The organism is Duganella sp. 1224 (assembly GCF_013408245.1).
Lineage (GTDB): Bacteria > Pseudomonadota > Gammaproteobacteria > Burkholderiales > Burkholderiaceae_D > Rugamonas.
This window is the reverse complement of the sequence record NZ_JACBYS010000008.1, coordinates 107,502-130,655: the sequence shown is the minus strand read 5'-3', so window position 1 is coordinate 130,655 and position 23,154 is coordinate 107,502. Positions and strand designations below refer to the sequence as shown.

The window sequence follows — 23,154 nt, the reverse complement described above, 5'->3', positions numbered from 1 at the left end:
GACCATGCACCAATACCTGTTGTTCTCGCCGGAAGTGGCCGCAGCCCGCGCCGCCGGCACGCCGATCGTCGCGCTGGAATCGACCATCATCTCGCACGGCATGCCGTATCCGCAAAACGTGCAGATGGCGCGCGAGGTGGAACAGATCATCCGCGACGGCGGCGCCGTGCCGGCCACCATCGCCATCATCGGCGGCAAAATCTGCATCGGCCTGTCGGACGAGCAGCTGGAAATGCTGGGCACTGCCACCGACGCGATCAAGGTCAGCCGCCGCGATTTGCCGTTTGTCCTGGCGCAGAACAAGCTTGGCGCGACCACCGTGGCCGCGACCATGATCTGCGCCGAGCTGGCCGGCATCCAGGTGTTCGTCACCGGCGGCATCGGCGGCGTGCACCGCGGCGCTGAAACCAGTTTCGACATCTCGGCCGATTTGCAGGAGCTGGCGCAGACCTCGGTGGCGGTGGTGTGCGCCGGCGTGAAGTCGATCCTGGACATCGGCCTGACGCTGGAATACCTGGAGACGCATGGCGTGCCGGTGGTCAGCGTCGGCCAGCGTGGCTTCCCGGCGTTCTTTACCCGCGAGAGCGGCTTCAATGCCGACTTCCAGCTGGACACGCCGGCCGAGCAGGCGGCCTTCATCCACACCAAGTGGGCGCTGGGCCTGAAGGGTGGCGTGGTGGTCAGCAATCCGGTACCGGCGGCGGCGGCAATGCCGAAGGAGGAGATCGACCGCATCACCGAACAGGCCTTGGGCGAGGCGGATCAGCAAGGCATCAGCGGCAAGAACGTCACGCCGTTCCTGCTGGCGCGCATCAAGGCGCTGACCGAGGGCCGCAGCCTGGCCACCAACATCGCGCTGGTGAAGAACAACGCCCGCTGCGGCGCCGCGCTGGCGGTGGCCATGCAGCACACCTGACCACCAGGGGCTAACTTTCGAGGCCAGCCATGTCCATCGATCTGAAACAACTCAAGTACTTCCTCGCCGTCGCCGAAGAAAAAAGTTTCAGCCGCGCGGCGGAGCGCCTGCACATCTCGCAGCCGCCGCTCAGCCAGCAGATCATGAAGCTGGAGAGCGAACTGGGTGTCAAGCTGTTCGCCCGCACCACGCGCACGTTTGAACTGACCGTGGCCGGCAAGGCGCTGATGAACGAAGCGGCCGACCTGCTGGCCCGCATGCGCATGACCATCGACACCATCCGCCAGATCGACCGCGGCGAAGTGGGACGGCTGCGCGTCGGCATCGTCGGCTCGGCGATGTGGGGCCCGATCCCCAGCCTGCTGGAAGAATTCCAGACCAAGTTCCCGCGCGTGACGTGGACGCTGCACGAAATGGGCCCCACACTGCAATACGAAGCGCTGCGCGCCAAGCAAGTGGACGTCGGCTTCTGGCGCGAGCCGCGGCTGGATGACGATGTGCTGAAGAGCGACAACCTGCGCCAGGAATTGTGCTTCCGCGAAGACGTGTGCGTGGCCATCAACGAACATCACCCGCTGGCCAAGCAGGAAGCGATAGAACTGATCGACATCGCACAGGAGCCGATGCTGACGCTGGCGCTCGACAAGTCGTCGTTCCCGCGCTACCTGATGCAGTGCTGCGTGCAGGCCGGCTTCCAGCCGACCATCGCGCAGGAGGCCACCGAGCCGCAAACGCTGCTGGCCATGGTGGGCGCGGGACTGGGCGTGGCGCTGATGCCGGAAACCACCAGCCGCATCGGCTGGCCGGGGGTGGTGTTTGTGCCGATCCGGACCAATCCGCCGTCGGCGAATCTGTATATTACCTATACCACGCAGGACGATGCGCCGGTGGTGCGGGCGTTTTTGAATATTCTGAACCCCTCACAGCCTGGGGTCTGACCCCGTACGGGGTCAGACCCCGATCTGCTGACCTTGAGGTTCAGGATCGCGGCGTTGGCCGGTCCGGTTAATGCGTCAGGCCGCCTGCTTCGCGCAGGTCGACCGTGTGGGCCAGCGTGGTGCGCACGGCGATGCGCAGGCCTTCCACCACGTCTTCCAGCTTCATGCTGGCGGCGCCGGGATGGCGCGCGGCCTGCTCCGGCAGATACGGGATGTGAATGAAGCCGGCGCGCATGGTCGTGCCCCACTCGTGCGCCTGGTGCATCAGGCCATAGAACACGTGGTTGCACACGAACGTGCCGGCCGATTGCGATACCGATGCCGGCACCCCCGCCTCGCGCAACTCGTGCACAATCGCCTTGATCGGCAAGGTTGAAAAATACGCCGCCGGGCCGCCGTTGACGATCGGCTGGTCGACCGGCTGCCGCTGCTGGTTATCCGCATACGGCGCATCGTCAACGTTGATGGCGACGCGCTCCACCGAAATATCCACCCGCCCGCCGGCCTGGCCGACCGAGATGACGATACTCGGTTGCAGCTCCTCCACCGCCTGGTGTACCGCCTTCAGCGCGCGCCCGAACACGCACGGCAGCTGCCGCGCATGGACCACAAACTCGCCCTCGTGCCAGCCGTCCAGCTGACGCACCGCTTCCCACGAGGGGTTGATGGTCTCCTTGTTAAACGGCTCAAAGCCCGTTAACAATATTATCTTTTTCATCTCGACTGCTCCGTGACGCCACTATCTAACCCGGTAGCCTCTCACAGATTCATCAAAAAATAAAGCAATGCTACATTCACTAACAATAGTGGCAACGCGGTCGGCACCTGCATTTTGACCACCGCGTTTTTGTCCGGCAGCTCCAGCAAGGCCGCCGGCACGATGTTGAAATTGGCCGCCATCGGCGTCATCAGGGTGCCGCAGTAGGCACTGAACATGCCGATTGCCGCCATCACCGCCGGATTGGCGTGGTAGACGCCGACCAGCACCGGAATGCCGACGCCGCCCGCCATCACCGGAAACGCCGCGAAGCCATTGCCCATGATGATGGTGAACAGCGCCATGCCGACGCAGTACACGGCCACCGCCACCAGCCGCACGTCCATATTGATGTAGGACGTGACCACGTGTGCCACCGCCTTGCCCATGCCGGCATCGGTGAACAGCAGGCCAAGCACCGCCAGCATGTGCGGCAGCACCACCGCCCAGCCCAGGTGGTCGATCAGCCGGCGCGATTCGCGCATCGCCTGCAAAGGCGTGGAGCGCGTCAGCCAGCAGGCGGTGGCCACCGCGAACAGCGAGCCGCAACCAAGACTGACCAGCGTGATGTTTTTCGGGTCGAGCAGGAACAGGCCGTCCCACTTGACGTCCTTGAACAGCGTCGAGCCGATCACCGTGGTGATGGGGATCAGCAGCGCGGGGATCAGCAGCTTGTGGCCCAGGCGGCGGGCGCTGTCGCGCCGCGCTTCCGGCGTGCGCTCGCCGTAGCGGCCCAGCGTAACGCCACCAAAGCCGGCGATCAGCGCCATCGTCACCATCATCAGGCCAGCCGCCACCGGCGGCAGCACGTCGCCGGCCAGGTAGATCGCCGCATACAAGGCCCAGAACAAGGCGCTGCTGTAGCGCCGGGGATTGTGGCGGTCGCGCAGCGCCATCCACGCCACCATCAACAGCATGGCGCCGAGCACGTAATAGAAGTAGTCCAGCTTGAGGATCATGCCGCGCTCCGCGCCAGGTGGCGGTCCAGCCGGTACAGGCGCCAAGCGTGGATGATGAAGGCGCAGATGGCGGTGGGGATGCCCCACAGCGCCATGTGCAGCGGATCGACTTCCAGCCCTTCGCCGCGCAGGATGGTCTGCATCAGCACAATCGCGCCGAAGGCGACGAACACGTCCTCGCCGAAGAACAGGCCGACGTTGTCGGTGGCGGCGGCCATGGCGCGGATGCGGTAGCGCATCTCCATGGTCACGTTCGGATAGCGCACCTCGGCCGCGCCCTCCGCCATCGGCGCGATCAGCGGCCGCACCATGTTCGGATGGCCGCCGATGCTGGTCAGGCCGAAGGCAGCCGCCAGTTCGCGGATGGCCAGGTAGACGATCAGCAGGCGGCCGGTGGTGGCGGACTTGATGCGGGCGATCGACGCCTGCGCGTGCTCCTTCAAGCCATGCCGTTCCAGCAGGCCGATGGCGGCGATCGGCAGCAGCAGGATCATCGGCAGGTTGCGGGTCTTGACGAAGGCCGTGCCCAGTGTGGCCAGCAGCTGGTCGAGCGGCATGGCGGCGGCGAAGCCGGTGACGAAACAGGCGGCGATCACCACCAGGACGGGATGGGCGCGCAGCGCAAAGCCGGCGATGATGACGGCCACGCCCAGCAGCGGCCATAAATTAACCATAAAAACTCCTCGGCGGATGAATCGCCGCATCTTACCCCGCAATGCGCCGAAAGGGGTCTGACCCCGTACGGGGTCAGACCCCAGGGGCCGGGGGTGCGGGTCAAAAAAAACCCCGCACGCCTTGCGGAGTGCGGGGTTTCAGGGTCAGCCCGACGGCTTAGAAGTTGTACTTGAACGTCGCGCCCCAGGTGCGCGGCTCGTTCAGCATGCCGGTCAGGTTGTCGAAGTCGATGGCGCCCAGGATCACGCGCTTGTCGGTGATGTTGCGGCCAAACGCTGCCACTTCATACTTGCCGTCGCCCCACTTGTAGCCCAGGCGCAGACCGCCTTCGGTCAGCGGCTTGGCCTTGTACTCCGGCGCTTCGTACAGGAAGAAGTTGTAGCTGCTGCGGTAGGTCCAGTCGGTGTAGGCGTAGAACTCACCGTTGCCGATCTCGGTGCTGTACTTCAGCGTGAAGTTCAACTGGTTCTTCGGCGCGCGCGGCAGCGGATTGCCGTTGATCAGCGAGGTGCCGGCGAACGGACCGGCCGGATTGGTCGGGGTGCAGCCGCTGGCGTGGGTCGGGTTGTTGCCGTAGTTGCCGCAATACTGCACGAACAGCTTGGAGTCCTTGATCTCGGTGTCGTTGTAGCTGTAGCCCAGCGTGCTGCTGAAGCCGTAGCCCAGGTTGGCCTGCAGGTCCAGCTCGACGCCCTGGCCGGTCACCTTGTCGGCGTTGATCAGCTGGTTCATGTTGACCGAGCCGCTGCCGGCGGTCAGCTGCTTGTCCTTGACGCGGTACTGGAACACCGACGCGCTCAGGCGCGCACGCTTGTCGAACAGGTCCTGCTTGATGCCGGCTTCATACGACAGCGCCTTCTCGGCGCCGGCCTTGGATGGCTTGTCGGTCAGCGCGCTCAACCGGCCCTGCATCGATGGCGCGCGGTAGCCGGTCGCCACGCGGGCGAACAGGTTGGTGTTCTTGTCCAGCTCGTACGTGCCGCTCAGGTCCCAGCTCAGGTTGTGCGAGGTATCGTGCAGGTCGGTGGTGGCGGTGGTCAGCGTGGTGGAGCCGGCCGGGTAGTCGATGCGCGACGCCGAGAAGTCCTTCTTGTCGTTGGTGTAGCGCAGGCCGCCACGCACCTTGAACTGGTCGCTGACGGTGTAGTTCAGCGTGCCGAACGCCGCCCACGACTTGGCCTTCTGGTACTGCACCGAGTACGGCGCCACTTGCGGGTTGCCCGGCGAGAAGGTGTCAAAGGCGATCGAGTCGATCTGGATGTTCTCGTCGAAGAAGAACAGGCCGCCGATCCACTGCAGCGGGCCCTTGTAGTTGGACTCGGCGCGGAACTCCTGGGTGAACTGCTTGTGGTTGGGCAGCAGGTCGGCGGTTTCCACCGCGAACGGGATGTAGCCCGGGCCGTACGGTGGCGCGTACACCGCGCCGTAGCCGCCGTCCACGTCGGCGCGGCTGTTGAACTTCAGCGTCTCGTAGCCGGTAATCGAGTGCAGCGTGATGTCGTCCAGGTTGTACTTCAGGCGGATGCTGCCGCCTTTGTTTTTCAGGATCTGGTAGTTGATGCCGTCGCTCGGATAAGAGCCGTAGTCGAAGCCGTCGACCAGGTCGTTGGTGCCCTTCTTGATGATGTTGGCGCGGAACAGGGTGGCGGTGCCGTGGTAGTCGCGCTCATGGTAGTTGAACAGCGCGTCGAAGTCCTTGGTCGGACGCACCAGCGCCTGCAGGCGGAAGGCGTTGTCGCGGTAGCCTTCGAAGTCCTGCGTGCCCTTGCCCGGGGTCGGGTTGGTGTTGTGCACGCGGTCGTCGCGGTGCTGGCTGGTGCCGGAGAAGCGCAGCGCCACGGTGTCGCTGACCGGGATATTGAACACGCCTTCGGCGTTCTTGGCGCTGTAGTTGCCCACGCCCAGGGTCAGGTAGCCTTCGGTCTTGAATACCGGCTTGGCCGAGTCGAACTTGATCACGCCGGCCGGCGAGTTACGGCCGAACAGCGTGCCCTGCGGTCCGCGCAGCACCTCGACCTGGTCGACGTCGAACACCGGGAAGCCCTTCAGCATGGCGTTTTCCTGCACGATGTCGTCCATCACGTAGCCAACCGGCTGCGAGGCGTTGAGGTCGAAGTCGGTATTGCCCAGGCCGCGGATGTAGAAGCGCGGGAAGGTGCGGCCATAGTCCGATTCCACGTTGACCGACGGCGAACGGCCGGCCAGGAAGCGGATGTCGGCGGCGCCCGAGGTCAGCACGTCCAGCTTGTCGCCCTTGATCGAGGCGATCGACATCGGCACGTCCTTGATGTTTTCCGCGCGGCGCTGCGCGGTCACGATCACCGTTTCCAGCTGATTGGCGGCAGGCGCGCTGGCGGCCGGCGTGTCCTGTCCCTCAGCGGCTGCCGCTCCCTCGGTGGCCAGGGCCGATTGCAGCGGGAAAGCGCCGGCGACGGCCAGGGCGATCAACGATCGCACTGCGAAACCCTGTTTGCTCATGTGTCCAACTCCCTAATTTAGTTGTGGTATTTGTTAATTACCAAACATGCTAGCACGGAAAAAAATGCTGGAAACGCATCTTTTGTAGGACTTGATTCATATCTTATTTATATAAATAACAAAGAAAAATCGAATTTGCCGTACAGATCGGCGCTGATGCATAGTGGGGAATGGCCCGCCATGCCAGGCAAACAGCCGCCTTCCCTATGAAACGCGGGCAGCGCCGGCGGGGCGCGGTTTTGTCCAATCGGACAAAAAAGCAACAATACAAAAATATTTAATTTGGCGGTCACTGTTGCTGCAGTGCGACATGGTCGCGTGGCACTGCCAATCTGACAAGCTTTTAGCAAGTTGCTAGCACTTAACGCGTGAAATCAGGGATTTAGAGGAATAAAACGGCCGGGTTTTGCATCTACCGGCCAATAAAAATATACAATACCGTTCTTCCAGGAGCCTATTCATGAAACTTTCACAACTTAGTTTGACGGTTGCAGCACTGTGTGTCGCTGCCAGCGCGTCCGCGGCAGACCCTAAGCTGGGCATCGTGTATGACGCAGGCGGCAAGTTCGACAAGTCGTTCAATCAGTCCGCTTTCGAAGGCGCCACGCGCTTCAAAAAAGAGACCAACATCAATTTCATCGAGGTGCAAGCCTCCAGCGACACCCAGGCTGAACAGGTGCTGCGCGGCCTCGCCCGCAAGAACCTCGACCTGATCGCCTCGATCGGCTTCGCCCAGCAGGCGGCCGTGCAGAAGGTCGCCAAAGAATTCCCGAAAGTCCACTTCGTGCTGATCGACGGCGTGGCGCAAGGCGCCAACGTCAACTCCATCACGTTCAAGGAAGAAGAAGGTTCCTACCTGGTGGGCGTGGCCGCCGCCATGGCCTCCAAGTCCAAGAAGCTGGGCTTCATCGGCGGTGTCGACATCCCGCTGATCCGCACCTTCGCCTGCGGCTACACGCAGGGCGCCAAGGCCGTCAGCCCGAAAGTGGAAGTGGTGTCCAATATGGTCGGCACTACCTCCGACTCGTGGAACAATCCGGCCAAGGGCGGCGAGCTGGCACGCTCGCAGTTCGACCGCGGCGTCGACGTGGTGTTCGCCGTGGCCGGCGGTTCGGGCCTGGGCACGCTGCAAACCGCCAAGGAAAAAGGCAAGCTGGCGATCGGCGTCGACTCCAACCAGAACAGCCTGTACCCTGGCGCGATCCTGACCTCGATGGTCAAGCGCGTCGACAATGCCGTGTACGATTCCTTCATGCAGATGAAGAACGGCACCTGGAAGGCCGGCGTCACCGCCAAGGGCCTGAAGGAAGGCGGCGTCGACTGGGCGCTGGACGAGAACAACCGCAAGCTGATCACGCCGGACATCGAGAAGCGCGTGATGGGCGCGCGCAAGGATATTATCGATGGCAAGGTCAAGGTCATCGACATCCGTTCGGGCGCGGCCTGCCCGGTCTAAAATCTGTTTGAACATTGAACGCGCCGCCGGGGATGTGCCCCGCGCGGCGCGTTTTACTTAATCTAAAAACGATCCTATGCAGCCAGCAGTAGAATTTCGCGGCATCTCCAAGCACTTCGGAGCGGTCAAAGCGAACACGGACGTCAGCTTCGCCATCGCCAAGGGGTCCATCCATGGCCTGGTGGGCGAGAACGGCGCCGGCAAATCGACCCTGATGAGCATCCTGTACGGATACTACCGCGCCGACGGCGGGGAGATCCTGCTGGATGGCCAGGCGCGCCGCATCCACACCAGCCAGGAGGCGATTGCGCTCGGCATCGGCATGGTGCACCAGCACTTCATGCTGGTCGAGAACATGACCGTGCTGGATAACGTGATGCTGGGCAGCGAGGGCGGCTTCAAGCTGAACAAGAACCGCGCCCGCGTCGAGCAGGAGCTGCGCGACATCTGCGCCCGCTACCGCCTGGAAGTCGATCCGCTGGCCACCATCCACGATTTGTCGGTGGGCGCCCAGCAGCGCGTCGAGATCCTCAAGCAGATCTACCGCAGCGCCAGCATCCTGATCCTCGACGAGCCGACCGCCGTGCTGACCGCGCAGGAGACCGAGTCGCTGTTCGAGATCCTGCGCCTGTTCAAGGAACAGGGCAAGACCATCATCCTGATCACCCACAAGCTGCAGGAAATCCTCGACATCACCGACACCGTGACGGTGATGCGCGCCGGCCGCGTGATCGGCGCCGTGCCGACCGCCGGCACCACCAAGGAAGACCTGGCCAACATGATGGTCGGCCGCCCGATCGAAAATAACCTGCCGCGCGCGCCCTACAATCCCGGCGCGCCGGTGCTGCAGGTCGAGAACCTGCAACTGCTGGACGACCAGGGCGTCAAGCTGCTGGCCGACATCGGCTTCACGCTGCGCGCCGGCGAGATCGTCGCGGTGGCCGGCGTGTCCGGCAACGGCCAGAGCGAGTTGATGGAAATCCTGTCCGGCATGCGCCTGCCGACGTCCGGCAAGCTGGAATTCCTCGGCAAGGACCTGCCGGGTCGATCGACACACGGCCGCACCGATCCGGACGGCCTGCCGCGCACCTTCCGCGAACTGGGCATCGCCCACGTGCCGGAAGACCGCCTGCGCGATGGCGTGGTCAAGGCCTTCTCGGTCATGCACAACACCATCCTCGGTTACCAGGACAAGCTGAAAAACAAGTGGGGCCTGCTCAACTTCAAGGCCATCGCCGCCCGCTGCGCGGCGCTGATGAAAGACTTCGACGTCCGCCCCAACAACCACGACCTGCGTATCGGCCTGCTCTCCGGCGGCAACCAGCAGAAGGTGGTGATCGCGCGCGAAGTGCTGGCGCAGCCGAAGCTGATGCTGGTCGGCCAGCCGACCCGCGGCGTCGACATCGGCACCATCGAGAGCATTCACACCCAGCTGCTCAAGCTGCGCGACGAAGGCGTGGCGATCCTGCTGGTCTCCGTGGAGCTGGAGGAAGTGCGCGCGCTGGCGGACCGCATCCTGGTCATGTGCGGCGGCCGCATCACCGGCGAACTGAAAATTGAAGAATTCGACACCACCCGTATCGGCCTGCTGATGGGCGGGATGCACAAATCATGAATAAAGACTTGCCACGCTGGGCAACCGGCTTTGTAATGCCCCTTCTGAACCTGCTGTCGGCGCTGCTGGTGACGGCACTGGTGATCCATCTGCTGGGCGAGAGCCCGACCGAATCGCTGGCCATCCTGGTCAACAGCGCCGTGGTCAATCCGGAAGGCCTGAGCTACACGCTGTTCTACGCCTCGACCTTCATCTTCACCGGCCTGGCGGTGTCGATCGCCATGGAAGCGGGCCTGTTCAACATCGGCGCCGAGGGCCAGATGTACTTCGCGGGCCTGGGCCTGACGCTGGCCATGCTGACCTTCGACAGCTCGCTGCCGGCCATCCTGCTGATCCCGGTCGGCATGATCGGCGCCGCGCTGTTTGGCGCGCTGTGGGCCTTCGTGCCCGGCTACCTGCAAGCCAAGCGCGGCAGCCACGTGGTGGTCACCACCATCATGTTCAACTACATCGCCGGCGCGCTGATGAACACCATCATCGTCAAGCTGGTGCCGCCGGGCGAGCAGAATCCGGCCAGCCGCGCGTTTGCCGCCGCCGCCGAGATGCCGCGCCTGAACCAGTGGTTCCCGATCCTGGGCGAGACGCCGCTCAACATCAGCTTCTTCCTGGCGATCATCGCGCTGGTGATCTACGGCGTGGTGATGTCGCGCTCCGCCTGGGGCTACAAGGTGCGCGCCACGGGCCTGAACAAGCACGCCGCCCACTACGCAGGCATCCGCATCAGCAAGATGATCATCATCGTCATGCTGATTTCGGGCGCGCTGGCCGGCCTGGGCTCGGTCAATTCCATCATGGGCTCGACCCACTACCTGTCGCTGAACTTCGTTGGCGGCGCGGGCTTCATCGGCATCGCCATCGCGCTGATGGGCCGCCAGCACCCGGTCGGCATCTTCCTGTCGGCGGTGCTGTTTGGCGCGCTGACGCAGGGCGGCTTCGACCTGTCACTGGAAAAGCAGAACATCCCGCCAGAGATGGTGATCCTGGTGCAGGGCCTGATCATCCTGTTCTGCGGCGCGATGGAAAACCTGTACGGCCCGGCCATCGCCAAAATGCTCAAACTGAAGAAGTGAGAACGATATGACTTTTGACGACCTCCATATCGGCAGTATCCTGGTATCCACCGTGCGCAACGCGCCGGTGCTGATTTTCGCCGGCATGGCCGGCCTGTTCGCCGAGCGCTCGGGCGTGATCGACATCGGCCTGGAAGGCAAGATCCTGGCCTCGGCCTTCGTGTCGGCGGCGGTCGGCTTCACCACGCAGAACCCTTGGTACGGCGTGATGGCCGGCATCGTGGTGTCGATGCTGCTGGCCAGCCTGCAGGCCTACATCGCCATCACCCAGAAAGGCAACCAGCTGGTGGCCGGCATTGCCATCAACATCGCCATGAGCGGCCTGACCTTCGTGGTGGCGCAGTACTTCTTCCAGCAGGGCGGCCGCACGCCGGACCTGGGCTCGGCGCGCCTGTTCGACGTGGTGCTGCCCGGCTCCGCCGCCGTGGAGAACATCCCCTTCCTCGGCTGGTTCTACGCCCACCTGATCGGCGGCCACTCGGTGCTGGTCTACCTGGCGTTTGCGCTGGTGCCGATCGTGCACTGGGTGGTGTACCACAGCCGCTTCGGCCTGCGCCTGCGCGCCTGCGGCGAGAACCCGCACGCCGCCGATGCCGCCGGCGTCAGCGTCGAGCGCCAGCGCTACTTCGCCATGCTGATCGCCGGCTTCCTGTGCTCGTTCTCGGGCGCCTACCTGTCGATCGTGCAGAGTGGCTTCTTCCTGCGCGACATGTCGGCCGGCGCCGGCTACCTGGCGCTGACCGCCATGGTGTTCGGTAACTGGCGTCCGCTGCACACCTTCCTCGGCTGCCTGATGTTCGGCTTCTTCGGCGCGGTACAGATCCAGATCGAAGGCGTGGAGTTGCCGGTGGTCGGCCGCCTGCCGGGCGCCATGATCCAGATGGTGCCGTACGTGCTGACCGTGATCGTGCTGGCCGGCCTGATGGCCAAGTCGGTGGCGCCGAAAGCGCTCGGCACGCCGTTCGTGAAATCCCGCTAAAAACCCGTCGTTCCGGCGCAGGCCGGAACCCATGGAACGCCCGCGTGGCATGCTGCCTATGGATTCCGGGCTGCGCCGGAATGACACATCAGACGCCAACTTGACGGCACCGCGCCCGGTTTATAGCGTTTTCAGATAGGACAGCAGGTCGGCGACCTGCTGTTCATCCTTGATCCCCCAGAAGCGCATGCTGGTGCCCGGCACCACGTCATGCGGCGCCCGCAGGAACGCGGCCAGGTTCTTCTCGTTCCACACCAGTCCCGATTTCTTCATCGCCTCGGAATACCTGTAGTCCGTGGTCGACGCCGAACGCCGGCCAACGATGCGGTTCAACTGCGGCCCATAGCCGGCGCTCGCGTACGGCCCCACCGCGTGGCAGGACGCGCAGCGCTGGAACAGCACCTCGCCACGCTTGGGATCCCCGGCCGCATGGGCCAGCGTGAACGGAATTGCGTGCAGCAGGATCATCAGAATAAATCGTTTCATGGCCCTATTATGCACCCGCGCCGCGCTACTTGCCGCTGCCGCGAGGGGATGGCACACTGCGGGAATGAAGCTCTTCCCACCACCCGTCAATCGCGCCGCCAGCTACCTGCTGTTGATGGTCTTGGGGCTTTCCGCCGGCATGTGCAACGCCGCCATGCACGTGGTGTACCCGCTGACCAGCATCGACGACGACACCGACAGCCGCTACGACTACGACTGGGCGGTGCTGCGCGTGGCGCTGCAAAAGACCGAGCCCGGTTACGGGCCGTTTGAAATGAAGCAGTCGACGCAAGCCATGTCGGCGCAGCGGGTGACGCAGGAGATGCTGACGCCGGGCGGCCGCGTCAACGTCTTTGCGCGCGCCACCTCGCCGGGGCTGGAGCGGCAATTCCTGCCGGTGCGCCTGCCGATCGACCGGGGACTGCTCGGCTACCGCATGCTGCTGGTGCGCCAGAACGACCTGCCGCGCTTTGCGGCGGTGCGCTCGCTGGCGGATCTGGCGCCGCTGCGCATCGGCCAGGGAAAGGGCTGGATCGACGTGCCGATACTGCGCGGCGCCGGGCTGACGGTGGAGGAAGGGAGCAATTATCCGGGCCTGTTCGCGATGCTGGCGGCGGGACGTTTCGATGGTTTCTCGCGCGGCATCGACGAGGCGCAACGCGAGTACAAGGAGCGGCATGCGATGTATCCGTCGCTGACGATCGAGCCGACCTTGCTGCTGCAGTATCCGCTGCCGCTGTACTTCTTCACGCGGCGCGACGAGGAAGGCAAGCTGCTGGCGCAGCGCATCAGCGACGGCATGGAACTGATGATCAAGGATGGATCGCTGAATGCCCTGTTCCAGCAGTACAAGGGCGACAGCATCCGCGCCGGCGGATTGAGCAGGCGCAGGGTGCTGCACATACAGAACCCGCACCTGACGCCGGAGACGCCGCTGTCGCGGGGCGAGCTTTGGTTTAATCCGCAAACCGGAAAATAAGCCGGCTTGCCGCCACCCCGCACGGCGACACAGGGGTCTGACCCCGTACGGGGTCAGACCCCACGGCCGGGGGTTACGGCCAGATGGCCTTCAGCACCGCCGCCAGGTGGTAGCCGCCCTGGATCAGCTGCGCTTTCGCCGCCGCCGACGACGGCACCGGATAGTTGTCCGGAATCGCCAGCGGCCACACGTTATACACCTCGCCATTGCGGCTAGTCTGCTGCGCCATCGCTCCCGGCACCACGTCTGCATAGGCCAGCTTGGCCACCACCAGCGTCTGATCGGCCCACTGGTACGGCCACGTCACCGGGTCGCCGCTGTTCGGCGCCACCACCGGCTCGCCGGCGATGACCATTTGCGCAAACTGCTCCGGGTTGCGCGCGCCGATACGGCGGAACGCATAGTTGACCACCGTCGTGTCCCAGTACGAGTGGAAGGCGCGCGTGGTCTGCGGCGCGCGCGGCGGCGTGGCCGGCTTGCTGTCATCCGCCGGCGCCGCCGGAATCAGCTCCGAACTCTTCGCCGTCAGCTTGATGTCGTCCAGCAGCAGGTTATTGCCGCCCTGCGTGGCAAACGCCTCCTTGTCATCCAGCTGCTTTTGCGTCGGCACCACGAAGCCGCCATGCTTGCCGACATAGCCCTCGCCCACATGCAGCGGCTGCGCGATGTCGCCGCTCAGGTGGGTCAGCATCAGCAAGGCCTGGCGCGGCGTGAAGTTGTGCGGATTGGTGGTGGCGTCGCCCTTCCCTTGTAGCACCGCGATGCACTGCTTCAGCGTCTGCACGATATCGTGGTCGGTGGTGCCGACGCCGTGGTCCTCATAGTGCGACAGCTGGAACGGCACGTCGGTGTAGTGGTACTCGCTGTGCTTTGGATTGGCGGTGGTGTAGGCCACCATTTCCTCCGTCTGCGGGCCGCAGTAGGTGCCCTTCACGCAGTCGGCCCACGACGCCACCTTGGCCAGGCTCTCGCCCGGCAGCAGCAAGGCCTGCACCTGCTTCTCGGCGTTGCTGCCCTTGATCAGCTGATCGGCGATGGCGCCGACCGCGCGGTGGCCGTCATTGCCCCAGGCGTGGGCGTTGAAGGAAACGAAGGCGCCGCTCAGCGCCAGGATGCATGCAAGCTTGTTCATTCGGGACTGCCTTTCGCTGGCTTGGGATATTGTTTGTTGATGTCGAGCGGCTGCGCGTACGCCGACGACCAGGTCTGCTCATGCAGCGCCGCCAGGCGCTGCGCCATTTTCTCGTTGCGCATCACCACTTCCAGGTTGCGCGACAAGTCCATATAGCCGCCGCTCCAGTTGCTGGTGCCGACCCAGGCAACCTGGTTATCGATCACCATGGTCTTGCTGTGGATGACGCGGGCAAACGGAATGAAGCCGGTCGAGGCCACCGGCAGCGTCACCACGCGGATCTCCACGTTCGGCAAGATCGCCAGGCTTTTCAGGTAAGCCTGCGCCGGATTTTCGAGGTTCCAGTTGGAGACCATCAGCTTGATTTTGACGCCACGGTTGGCCGCCGAACGCACGGCGTTGTCGATCACCGCGTAGTACGGCCGCGTGCCTTTCGGGCCGTAGCTCAGCGGCGCGTAGTCCAGCAGCTGGATGCGCACTTCGCTCTTGGCCTCCGCCAGCAGCGCCGGCAGGCCGGCCTCGGAATTGCCAACGCCAGCAGGGTTGTATTGCTGTGGGCTGGACAGCAGGAAGGTCGGCTGATGAATATCCGGCGCGGCAGCGCTGGCATTCAGCACCGGCGCGCTCTTGCCCTGCGAGATCAGCGCCTGCGCCTGCCAATCCTGGTTGAAGATCGCCTGCACCTGGCCGACCACTTTCGGATCGGTGATGCGCAAGCCGGTTTCGTGGATGTGCTCAAACGAGCGCCAGTCGAAATTCTGGCTGCCGATGTAGGCGGTGGCGCCATCCACCACCAGATACTTGGCATGGATGATGCCGTTGCCGGTCAGCTTGTTAAAGTCCAGCACACGGAACTCCAGATTCGGAATCGCCTTCAGGCGCTCGATGGTCGGCTGCTCCGACAGGCCCACGCCCTTCTGGTCCAGCAGGAAGCGGATCTTGACGCCACGCTTGCCGGCAGCCTCCAGATGTTCGACCACCTTGTCGAACACGCTGCCCGGCTTGATCACCGCGTAGAACTGGCCGATATCGATGCCCTGCCGGGCGTTGTCAAACAGCTCGCTCCACACCTGCGCCGGATTGCGCAGATCATCGCTGTGCAGCGGCGTTTCCACCGGCGCGGTCTGCACCAGCTCATAGCCGGGAATGGAAAACTCCGCATGCGCCGGCGCCGCCAGCACGCTGGCGGCCACCAGCGCGGAAAGTAAAAGTCGACGCATCATTGCTCCTTCTGTATGTAACGCTTGAGCGGCGCGGCGGCGCCGGCCGGTTTGCCCGCCTGCTCGCGCTTGACCAGATACTGCGTCAGCGCGTCCAGATCGCGCACGCCGGTCTGCGCGCGGCTGGTGCCGTTCCTGAAGCCGGGAAAGCCATCGCCGCCCTCGGCCAGGAAGTTGTTCGTCACCACGCGGTACGCGGTGTCCATCTCCAGCTTGACGCCGTTCAGCTTCACGCTGCCCGGCACCACCTTGCCGCCTTCCGGCTTGCTGGCGTCCCACTGATAGGTGAAGCCTTCCGACAGCTGCAGCAGGCCGCGCTTGGCGTCGCGGTCCTCCAGCCATTGCTGCTCCAGCAGTTCGACGATCTGCGCGCCGCGCAGATTCATCACCACCAGCGTATTCCCGAACGGCAGCACCGCCATCGCCTGGCCCAGCGTCACGCGCTTGCCCGGGCCGGACTCCAGATCCTGGCGGATGCCGCCCGGATTCTGCAGCGCGATCTGCGCGCCGTAAGGACGGCCGGCGGCCAGCATGGAGTCCGCCACCAGGTCGCCCAGCGCGGATTCGTTGACATGGTCCTTCTCGCGCTTCACGCTCGGCACGGCGATGGCGGCCACCGGACGCGCCAGCGCGGCAGCGCTTTGCTCGCGCGCTTTTTTCAGGTAGGCGCTCAGCACCGGATCGGCCGGCCACGTGCCCGGCACCATCACTTCCTGCCTGGCGCTGACGTCGCGCACGGTATTGGTCGCGGTGTCCACCGACAGCTTGATGCGGCCCAGCACGTGGCCGCCCATGTCGGACTGCGTCACCAGGCGGCCGTCCACCTTGCACAGATAGCCCTGGTGCGAGTGGCCGCTGATGACCAGGCGGATCGCCGGATCGAGGCGCTTGACCACGTCCACGATCGGCCCTTTCAGATTGGCGCAATCCTGCTGGTCGAATTTGTCGACGGTGCGGCCGCCCTGGTGGATCAGCACCACGAACACGCCCACGCCTTGCTTGCGCAGCTCCGGCAGCTGGCGGTTGATGGCGTCCGCCTCGTCGACGAAGTCCAGGCCGGCGATGCCGGAGGCCAGCGCCGATTCGGCCGTTTCGCGCAGCACCGTGCCGATGAAGGCGATCTTCACGCCATGCGCGGTTTCGATCTTATACGCCGGCAGCACCGGCTTGCGGGTGGCCATGTCGATGACGTTGGCGGCCAGGTACTGGAACTGCGCGCCCTGGTACGGGCCGTCGAACTTGCAGGCCTTGTCCGCGCGCGGCGAGGCGCAGCCGCCCTTCTGCTGGCGCAGCAGCTCGATGCGGCCCTGGTCGAATTCGTGATTGCCGACCGAGGTCACGCGCAGGCCGAGCAGATTCATGGCGCCGATGGTCGGCTCGTCCGCCCACATCGACGAAATCGCCGGGCTGGCGCCAATCAGGTCGCCGGCGCCGACCACCAGCAGTTCAGGATCCTGCTTGCGCCACGCCTGCAGCGCCGCGCCCAGCGTGTCGATGCCGCCGGCCTGGATGGTGCGCTGGCCGCCGCCGGCGGCGCTGTCCCAGACGTATTTGCTGGCTTCCAGATTGCCGTGAAAATCGTTCAGCGCCACCAGCTGCACTTCGGTCACGCCGGGCGGCGTGGGGGGCTGGCGCCACGCGCAGCCGGCCAGCGCGGCCATCATCATCAGGCTCAGATATTTTTTCATTGCGAGTCGTACGTGTGAGGAATCGGCCATTGTACCGTTCAGCCGGCGCGCTGCGCGCGGCGAAAAATATTACGTTACAAAGCCGTCCAACAATAAAAAACACCCTATAAGTACGGGCCTTATAGGGTGTTGTGCGTGCAGGGAAGACGGGCCGGAACCCGTCTTGCAATGAACGATTAGAAGTCCACCGACAGGGTCGCCGACGCGAAGCGCGGTGCGGCCATGTAGTAGCGGGCCACCGACGAAGCGGCCACGCCCTGGTACGACTGCGCGTTGATCACGGTGGTCGACGATGGGTTGCGGAACTGCTTGCTGGTCAGGTTGCTGACGTTGAAGGTCAGCTTAGGACGCTTCAGACCGCCGAAGTTCGGGAAGGTGTAACCACCATCCAGGTCGAACACGGTGTAGCCTGGCGCCACTTCGTCGTTCAGCAGCGAAGCGTACTGCTTGCTGGTGGCACGCGCCTTGGCACGCATCCAGAATGGACCGTCCTGGTATTCCACCGACAGGCCGGCCTTGCGGCGTGGCGCGTTCGGCGCATCCTTGCCGGCGGTCGGCAGCAGCACGCGGGTGGTGCCGGCGAAGCCGTACTGGTTGTCTTTCAGTTCGGTCTTCAGCAGGCCCAGCGAGCCGTAGAACGCCCAGCCGTTGATCGGGGTGTTACCCAGTTCCACTTCCAGGCCGCTGTGCTTCTCGGCGCCGATGTTCAGGTAGGTGTTCTTCGCGGTTTCAGGGTCGAACGAGCTGGCTTGCTTGTTCTTGAAGTCGGTGTAGAACGCGGTCACCGAGGCGATGAACTTGCTGTCCTGGTGACGATAACCCAGGTCGCCGCTCCACGAGGTTTCCGGCTGGGTGTCCTTGAACGATACCGGATTCAGGGTGGTGGCATCGACCACGACGTTCGAACCAACGTTACCGAAGATGAAGTTCGGCGGCGCCTTCATGTTCTTGGCGACCGAGGCGAAGATCTGGTCGTCGTTGGTCACGCGGTAGCGCGCGCCCAGCTGTGGCAGCACTTCGTTGTAGGTCTTGCTGAACTGGAATGGCTTGACGGTGTTGTTCTCGTCGCCGAAGTTGGTGAAGTCACGCTTGATGTACGGGGTGCGCACGCCAATGTTGATCTTGACCTTGTCGTCCATCAGGCTGATGGTGTCCTGGGCGAAGGCCTGGTAGGCGGTCGAGATCGAGATCCAGTCGCGGGCGTTGGCCGGGTGGCCGTCCGGACGCAGGATCTGGCCATCCTGCAGCCAGATATCGGCGCGGTTGCCGTCGTTGGTCAGCGCCAGCATCGGGCCGGTCTGCTCGTGACGCGCACGCTCCCACCACACGCCGGTCTTGATTTCGTGGTTGTCGGTGGTGTAGATGAAGGCCAGGTTGGCGCCCGGACGCACGGTGCGGGTCACGCTGGCGCTGGCCACCAGCACGGTGTCCAGGGTGTCGCCGTCGCCGTTCAGGTCAACGGTCTGATCGCGCTTGCCGGTGGCCGGGTTGTAGAAGCCTTTTTCCGACTGGGCGCGCTGCTGCGTGCCGCCATTGCCGAAGCCGTACCACATGTACGGGGTGAAGGCCACGTCCAGGTTCTCGCTCAGGCGGAACTTGCTGACCGCCGACGCGATGATGTTCTTGAACGGGTTGACCGACAGGCCGTAGTAAGCGACCGGCGACTGGGTGGTTTCGGTCTGCGCGGTGCCCTTGACCGGGGTCAGGTGGCCCTTGAAGGTGTCGGCGTAGTCGAAGTAGTAGCCGTTGGCTTTCAGTTCGCTCAGGGTCGGGTTGTAGATATTGTTGTTGACCGCCTTGTTGTACAGGATGGTCGCGTGGATGTAGTTGAAGCGGTCCCAGTCGTAGTTCGCACCGAAGTCGATGTGGTTACGGTCGGCGCCGCCCTTGCCCTTCCACTTGTCGGATTCAGCGTGCGAACCCGAGATGAAGGCGGTGAACTTACCATCCAGCATGGCGCCGGTGTCGTAGCGCACGAAGGACTTGCGCATGTTCAGCTGGCCGAAGGTCTGCATGGCGCGGACGCGGCGGGTTTTCTCTGGTGCGCAGGTGGTGATGCCGAAGTTACCGCCGGTGGCGCCCACTTGCGGCGAGTCGACGTCGGTCGAGCCCTGGGTCACGAATTCCGAGCAGGTGTTTTCCTGGTCCACGTACTCTTGTGGGTACACCGCGAAGTTACCGGAGTCGTTGACTGGCACGCCGTTGATGGTGGCGCCGATCTGGTCGGAGTTGAAGCCGCGCAGGGTCAGGCCGCCGCCGAACAGGCCGGTGGCGTCGTAGTTGTAGCTGTTCACTGCTGGCAGCATTTCCAGCGCTTGATAAGCATTGCCGGTAGGACGCTGCTTTTCCAATTCTTCAGCGGTAATGGTCGAACGTGCTTTTGGCGCGTCTTCCGTTACCATCAGGCCCATACCCAGTTTTTTACCGGTGATGACCACCTCGGCCTTGCCTGGCTTGGCAGCGGTTTGCTCGGTCGTCTCCTGAGCAAACGCGGCGCCGGCTGCCAGGGCAGTCAGGTGAGCCGCTACGGCGATGACGCTCAAGCGCAAGACCGGAGATTGTTTGGATTGCATTCAAAACCCCTTAGAGTGTTATTGTGAAAACGTGAGAAAACTTCCGAAATCCGTGTGTGAAGAGCTATTTTTCTCGGCACCAAAGCGAGAGTTTAACCAACGAAAATGACACTGGTATGACAACAAAAGTTGCTAATTTGCTCTAACTATCTACCACTATTGCATGTCAAAACGGGCCGCGACAAATACGTTTTTACTAAATTATTCAGTGGAAAAACATATAAATGGGCGCCTTATGCTAATAAATTAGCAAGTTCAGAGGGCTACAGAGGCAGGGAACGGGCGGAATTATAAGAGCATCGGCTGCCGATGAATTTTGTTCATGGCAACTATTAGAGATAAAACTCTTAATTGTAGTAAAACTGCGACAAAAAGCTAACGCAATTTTGACAAAAAGCAAAGCCGGCGGGGATGCCGCCGGCTTGGGAATGAAGCGGGATGGGTTTAACGTTTGGCTTTGGCGTCGGCGCCGGCGATCTCCGCCTCAAATTTGGCGAATTTGCCGTCCAGGGCTTTTAAAAGTCGCTGTTTGTCGGCTTCGGCCAGGAAAGAATAGCGGATGCTGTCATACGACAGTTTTTTCACTTCCGCGTAATCCGGCTGGTAGCGGGCCGCGTACAGCACGTATTCACCCGACAAATTGTTACGCGACACGCCGGCGTCGTCGGTGGACAACACATACGGCACGCCATATTTGCGGTACAGCGTGACCGGGTGCGCCTGGTCCTTGATGCCGAGGATGAAGTCGTTGCTGCTCAGGTTGACCTCGACCGCAATCTTTTGATCATGCATTTTTTTCATGATCGCCAGCGGATTGCTCTCGTGGGCGATATCCATGCCGTGGCCGATGCGGCTGGCGCCGGCCACGTCGATGGCGTCCTTGATGTGGAAGGTCAGGCCCTCCGGCGGCACCATGCCCAGCGACAGCTCGCCGGCGTGCAGCGCCAGCTTCACCTGCGGATACTTCGCCTTCATGAACTTGAACATCTGCATGTGCAGCGCGTAGTCGCGCATCGACACGTTGACGCTCTCCTGGCCGACGATGTTGACGCCGACGATCTTCGGATTCGAGGACGCCAGCTTGAAGCTGGACACGATCTGCGAGAACACCTGCGACGGCGACAGGAAGCGCAGCGCGAACGGCTGGTAGCGCAGCGTGAAATTGGCGTCGTCGATGCCGGCGCTGACCGTTTCCACGTTTTTCAGGTAGGCGCCGATCCAGCCCTGGAAGGCCTGGTCCTGATCCAGTTTGGTAATCAGCGCGGCAAAGTCGGCGTCGCTCACGCCGCCGGCCAGCGCCTTCTTGTCGAAGTCCGCGTCCTGCGCGATCGGCGCGATTTCGTAGATGGTTTCGATGTAGCTCAGGTTTTCCTGGATGGCCCGCTGCTTCAGGCGCTGCAGGCCGTCCACCGCGTTGGTCGACGCCACCGGGTTGAAGTAGGCGAAGGTGTCGAAGAACTGGCGGTCCGGTGGCGACTGCACCGCGCCGTGGTTGTAAAAGTCCTTGTCCGACCAGCGCTGCAGCAGGTTGGCCAGCAAGGTGTTGTCGTTCATGACGCCCTGGCCGGACACGCAGCCGTCATGCGGCTTGTTCTTCTCGATGGTGTAATTGGCCTTGTTGACGCAGAAGCCTTCCTTGTCCACCCACTCCAGGTACTGCTCGGCGTAGATCGCGCCCGAGTAGTGGTGATGCAGGTCGCCGCCCTTGGGCATCATGGTGAAGAACATCGTCAGCTCGGCCAGTTTCGGCTCCTTGCCCGGCGCGATCAGCGCGGCGAAGTGGCGCTTGGTGGCCTCCTCGTTGGCGTTGGCAGCCTGGGCGTGCGGCATGGCGCACAACACGGCGGCGGCCAGTGCGAGGGCTTTGAGGTTGTTCTTCATGTGTCTATCCTAAATTAAGTCGTTTCACGAACATGCACCTGGCGGCCGGCGGCATACGTGGCCGCGATGGCGCGGTCATCGCCCAGCAGGGCCAGCGCGAACAGCAGTTCTTCCAGGCTGTTGCTGCGCGACGTACGGCGCTGCAGCAGCGGCGTGGCCTGCGGATCGATGACGATGAAATCCGCTTCCGCGCCCGGCGCGAAGCTGCCGATCGTGCCTTCCAGCTGCATGCTGCGGGCGGCGCCCAGCGTGGCCAGGTAGAACATGCGCAGCGCCGGCAGGTAACTGCCCTTCAAGCGCGCTACTTTATAGGCTTCATTCATCGTTTGCAACATGGAGAACGAGGTGCCGCCGCCGACGTCGGTGGCCAGCGAGAGCAGCACGCCGGCATCGTCGGCGCGTTCGAAGTCGAACAGGCCGCTGCCGAGGAACAGGTTGGAGGTCGGGCAGATGGCGGCGGCGGACTGCGTTTCGGCCATGCGGCGGCGGTCCTGCTCATCGAGCCAGATGCAGTGGCCGTACATGGCGCGCGGACGCAGCATGCCGTAGCTGTCGTAGACGTCGATGTAGCTGCGGGCGTTGGGGAACAGTTCGCGCACCCACGCGCATTCGGCTTCGTTTTCGGAGACGTGGGTTTGGATGAAGGTGTCCGGGTAGGCGGCCGCCAGTTCGCCGGCCAATTGCAGCTGGCGTTCGGTGGACGTCGGCGCGAAGCGCGGCGTGATGGCGTACAGCGAGCGGCCGCGCTTGTGCCAGTGCCGGATCAGCGCCTCGGTGTCGCGGGCGCTGGTTTCGGCGGTGTCGCGCAGGAAGTCGGGGCAGTTCCGGTCCATCATCACCTTGCCGGCCACCATGCGCAGGCCGCGCTGCTCGCTGGCGGTGAAAAAGGCGTCCACCGATTGCGGGTGCACGGTGCAGTAGACCATGGCGGTAGTGGTGCCGCAGCGTAGCAGCTCGTCGAGGAAGAAGTCGGCCACGTTGGCGGCGTGCGCGCTGTCCTCGAACTGGCGCTCGGACGGGAAAGTGTACGTCTCCAGCCATGGCAGCAGGCCTTCCGACGGCGAGGCGATCATGTCGGTCTGCGGGTAGTGGATGTGGGTATCGATAAAGCCCGGCATCAGCAGCTTGCCGCTGTAGTCGTGCACCAAGGTCCCCGGCGGCAGCGAGGCGCGCAAGGCGGCGTAGTCGCCGGCGGCCTGGATTTTGCCGTCTTCGACGATCAGCAGACCGTCTTCGTGCCAGTCGTGCGACTGGTCGCTGAAGGCCGGATCGGCGAGGAAGTGCAGCAAGCTGCCACGGTAGGCTTGCAGGTTGGTGGTCATATTGGTCTTCCTGAAATCTTGAATGCTTTG

Annotated in this window: 18 protein-coding genes; 7 read left to right on the top strand and 11 right to left on the bottom strand. The window is 63.5% G+C overall.

Annotation, left to right across the window (positions count from 1 at the left end; translation table 11 throughout):
- The first annotated feature begins 4 nt into the window (after window positions 1–4).
- Together FHW58_RS24570 and FHW58_RS24565 are read left to right on the top strand one after the other, a co-directional pair.
- A complete protein-coding gene (locus FHW58_RS24570) occupies window positions 5–916 on the top strand; it encodes a pseudouridine-5'-phosphate glycosidase (protein WP_179675809.1) in 912 nt (303 codons plus the stop codon).
- Between the two features lie 29 nt (window positions 917–945).
- Entirely contained in the window at window positions 946–1,854 is a 909-nt protein-coding gene (locus tag FHW58_RS24565; protein ID WP_179675808.1) for a LysR family transcriptional regulator, read from the top strand.
- Between the two features lie 67 nt (window positions 1,855–1,921).
- On the opposite strand, the gene pcp is transcribed toward FHW58_RS24565, so the two are convergent.
- From pcp to FHW58_RS24545, 4 genes are all read right to left on the bottom strand, one after another.
- Window positions 1,922–2,572, bottom strand: a complete 651-nt coding sequence (gene pcp, locus FHW58_RS24560) for a pyroglutamyl-peptidase I (protein ID WP_179675807.1) — start codon at window positions 2,570–2,572, stop codon at window positions 1,922–1,924.
- Window positions 2,573–2,613: 41 nt separating this feature from the next.
- Window positions 2,614–3,570: a DUF979 domain-containing protein gene (locus FHW58_RS24555; RefSeq protein WP_179675806.1), complete on the bottom strand. Its 957-nt coding sequence runs from the start codon at window positions 3,568–3,570 to the stop codon at window positions 2,614–2,616.
- Complete coding sequence (locus FHW58_RS24550; protein WP_179675805.1) at window positions 3,567–4,244, bottom strand: DUF969 domain-containing protein; 678 nt, start codon at window positions 4,242–4,244, stop codon at window positions 3,567–3,569. The genes FHW58_RS24555 and FHW58_RS24550 overlap by 4 nt, the downstream gene beginning before the upstream one ends.
- A 157-nt stretch (window positions 4,245–4,401) precedes the next feature.
- On the bottom strand, window positions 4,402–6,723 hold the full coding sequence (locus FHW58_RS24545) for a TonB-dependent receptor (protein WP_179675804.1): 2,322 nt from the start codon (window positions 6,721–6,723) through the stop codon (window positions 4,402–4,404).
- Window positions 6,724–7,183: 460 nt separating this feature from the next.
- Between FHW58_RS24545 and FHW58_RS24540 the strand changes: the two genes are divergently transcribed.
- The 4 genes from FHW58_RS24540 to FHW58_RS24525 all read left to right on the top strand — a co-directional run bounded on the left by FHW58_RS24540 (window position 7,184) and on the right by FHW58_RS24525 (window position 11,843).
- Window positions 7,184–8,179 carry a BMP family protein gene (locus tag FHW58_RS24540; RefSeq protein WP_179675803.1) on the top strand — a complete coding sequence of 332 codons (996 nt, stop codon included), beginning with the start codon at window positions 7,184–7,186 and terminating at the stop codon, window positions 8,177–8,179.
- A gap of 76 nt (window positions 8,180–8,255) precedes the next feature.
- Window positions 8,256–9,794 carry an ABC transporter ATP-binding protein gene (locus FHW58_RS24535; RefSeq protein WP_179675802.1) on the top strand — a complete coding sequence of 513 codons (1,539 nt, stop codon included), beginning with the start codon at window positions 8,256–8,258 and terminating at the stop codon, window positions 9,792–9,794.
- Between the two features lie 35 nt (window positions 9,795–9,829).
- On the top strand, window positions 9,830–10,864 hold the full coding sequence (locus tag FHW58_RS24530) for an ABC transporter permease (protein WP_218892871.1): 1,035 nt from the start codon (window positions 9,830–9,832) through the stop codon (window positions 10,862–10,864).
- 7 nt (window positions 10,865–10,871) lie between these two features.
- A complete protein-coding gene (locus FHW58_RS24525; protein WP_179675801.1) occupies window positions 10,872–11,843 on the top strand; it encodes an ABC transporter permease in 972 nt (323 codons plus the stop codon).
- Between the two features lie 120 nt (window positions 11,844–11,963).
- Here FHW58_RS24525 and FHW58_RS24520 read toward each other — a convergent pair whose 3' ends face one another.
- Window positions 11,964–12,329 (bottom strand): cytochrome c family protein, encoded by a 366-nt coding sequence (locus FHW58_RS24520; RefSeq protein ID WP_179675800.1) that lies wholly within the window; start codon window positions 12,327–12,329, stop codon window positions 11,964–11,966.
- Window positions 12,330–12,393: 64 nt separating this feature from the next.
- Between FHW58_RS24520 and FHW58_RS24515 the strand changes: the two genes are divergently transcribed.
- Window positions 12,394–13,308 (top strand): ABC transporter substrate-binding protein, encoded by a 915-nt coding sequence (locus FHW58_RS24515; RefSeq protein WP_229265482.1) that lies wholly within the window; start codon window positions 12,394–12,396, stop codon window positions 13,306–13,308.
- Between the two features lie 73 nt (window positions 13,309–13,381).
- Here the strand turns inward: FHW58_RS24515 and FHW58_RS24510 are convergent, their stop codons facing one another.
- The 6 genes from FHW58_RS24510 to guaD form a co-directional block, all read right to left on the bottom strand.
- Window positions 13,382–14,440: a S1/P1 nuclease gene (locus FHW58_RS24510; RefSeq protein ID WP_179675799.1), complete on the bottom strand. Its 1,059-nt coding sequence runs from the start codon at window positions 14,438–14,440 to the stop codon at window positions 13,382–13,384.
- Window positions 14,437–15,660 (bottom strand): phospholipase D-like domain-containing protein, encoded by a 1,224-nt coding sequence (locus tag FHW58_RS24505; RefSeq protein WP_179675882.1) that lies wholly within the window; start codon window positions 15,658–15,660, stop codon window positions 14,437–14,439. The genes FHW58_RS24510 and FHW58_RS24505 overlap by 4 nt, the downstream gene beginning before the upstream one ends.
- The gene (locus FHW58_RS24500) at window positions 15,660–17,348 is read right to left on the bottom strand and encodes a bifunctional UDP-sugar hydrolase/5'-nucleotidase (RefSeq protein WP_179675798.1); all 1,689 of its coding nucleotides are present in this window, start codon (window positions 17,346–17,348) and stop codon (window positions 15,660–15,662) included. The genes FHW58_RS24505 and FHW58_RS24500 overlap by 1 nt, the downstream gene beginning before the upstream one ends.
- A 176-nt stretch (window positions 17,349–17,524) precedes the next feature.
- Entirely contained in the window at window positions 17,525–19,921 is a 2,397-nt protein-coding gene (locus FHW58_RS24495; RefSeq protein WP_179675797.1) for a TonB-dependent receptor, read from the bottom strand.
- A gap of 444 nt (window positions 19,922–20,365) precedes the next feature.
- Window positions 20,366–21,802, bottom strand: coding sequence for an adenosine deaminase (locus FHW58_RS24490; RefSeq protein WP_179675796.1), 1,437 nt, complete (start codon window positions 21,800–21,802; stop codon window positions 20,366–20,368).
- 14 nt (window positions 21,803–21,816) lie between these two features.
- Window positions 21,817–23,124, bottom strand: a complete 1,308-nt coding sequence (guaD, locus tag FHW58_RS24485) for a guanine deaminase (protein ID WP_179675795.1) — start codon at window positions 23,122–23,124, stop codon at window positions 21,817–21,819.
- Window positions 23,125–23,154 lie beyond the last annotated feature (30 nt).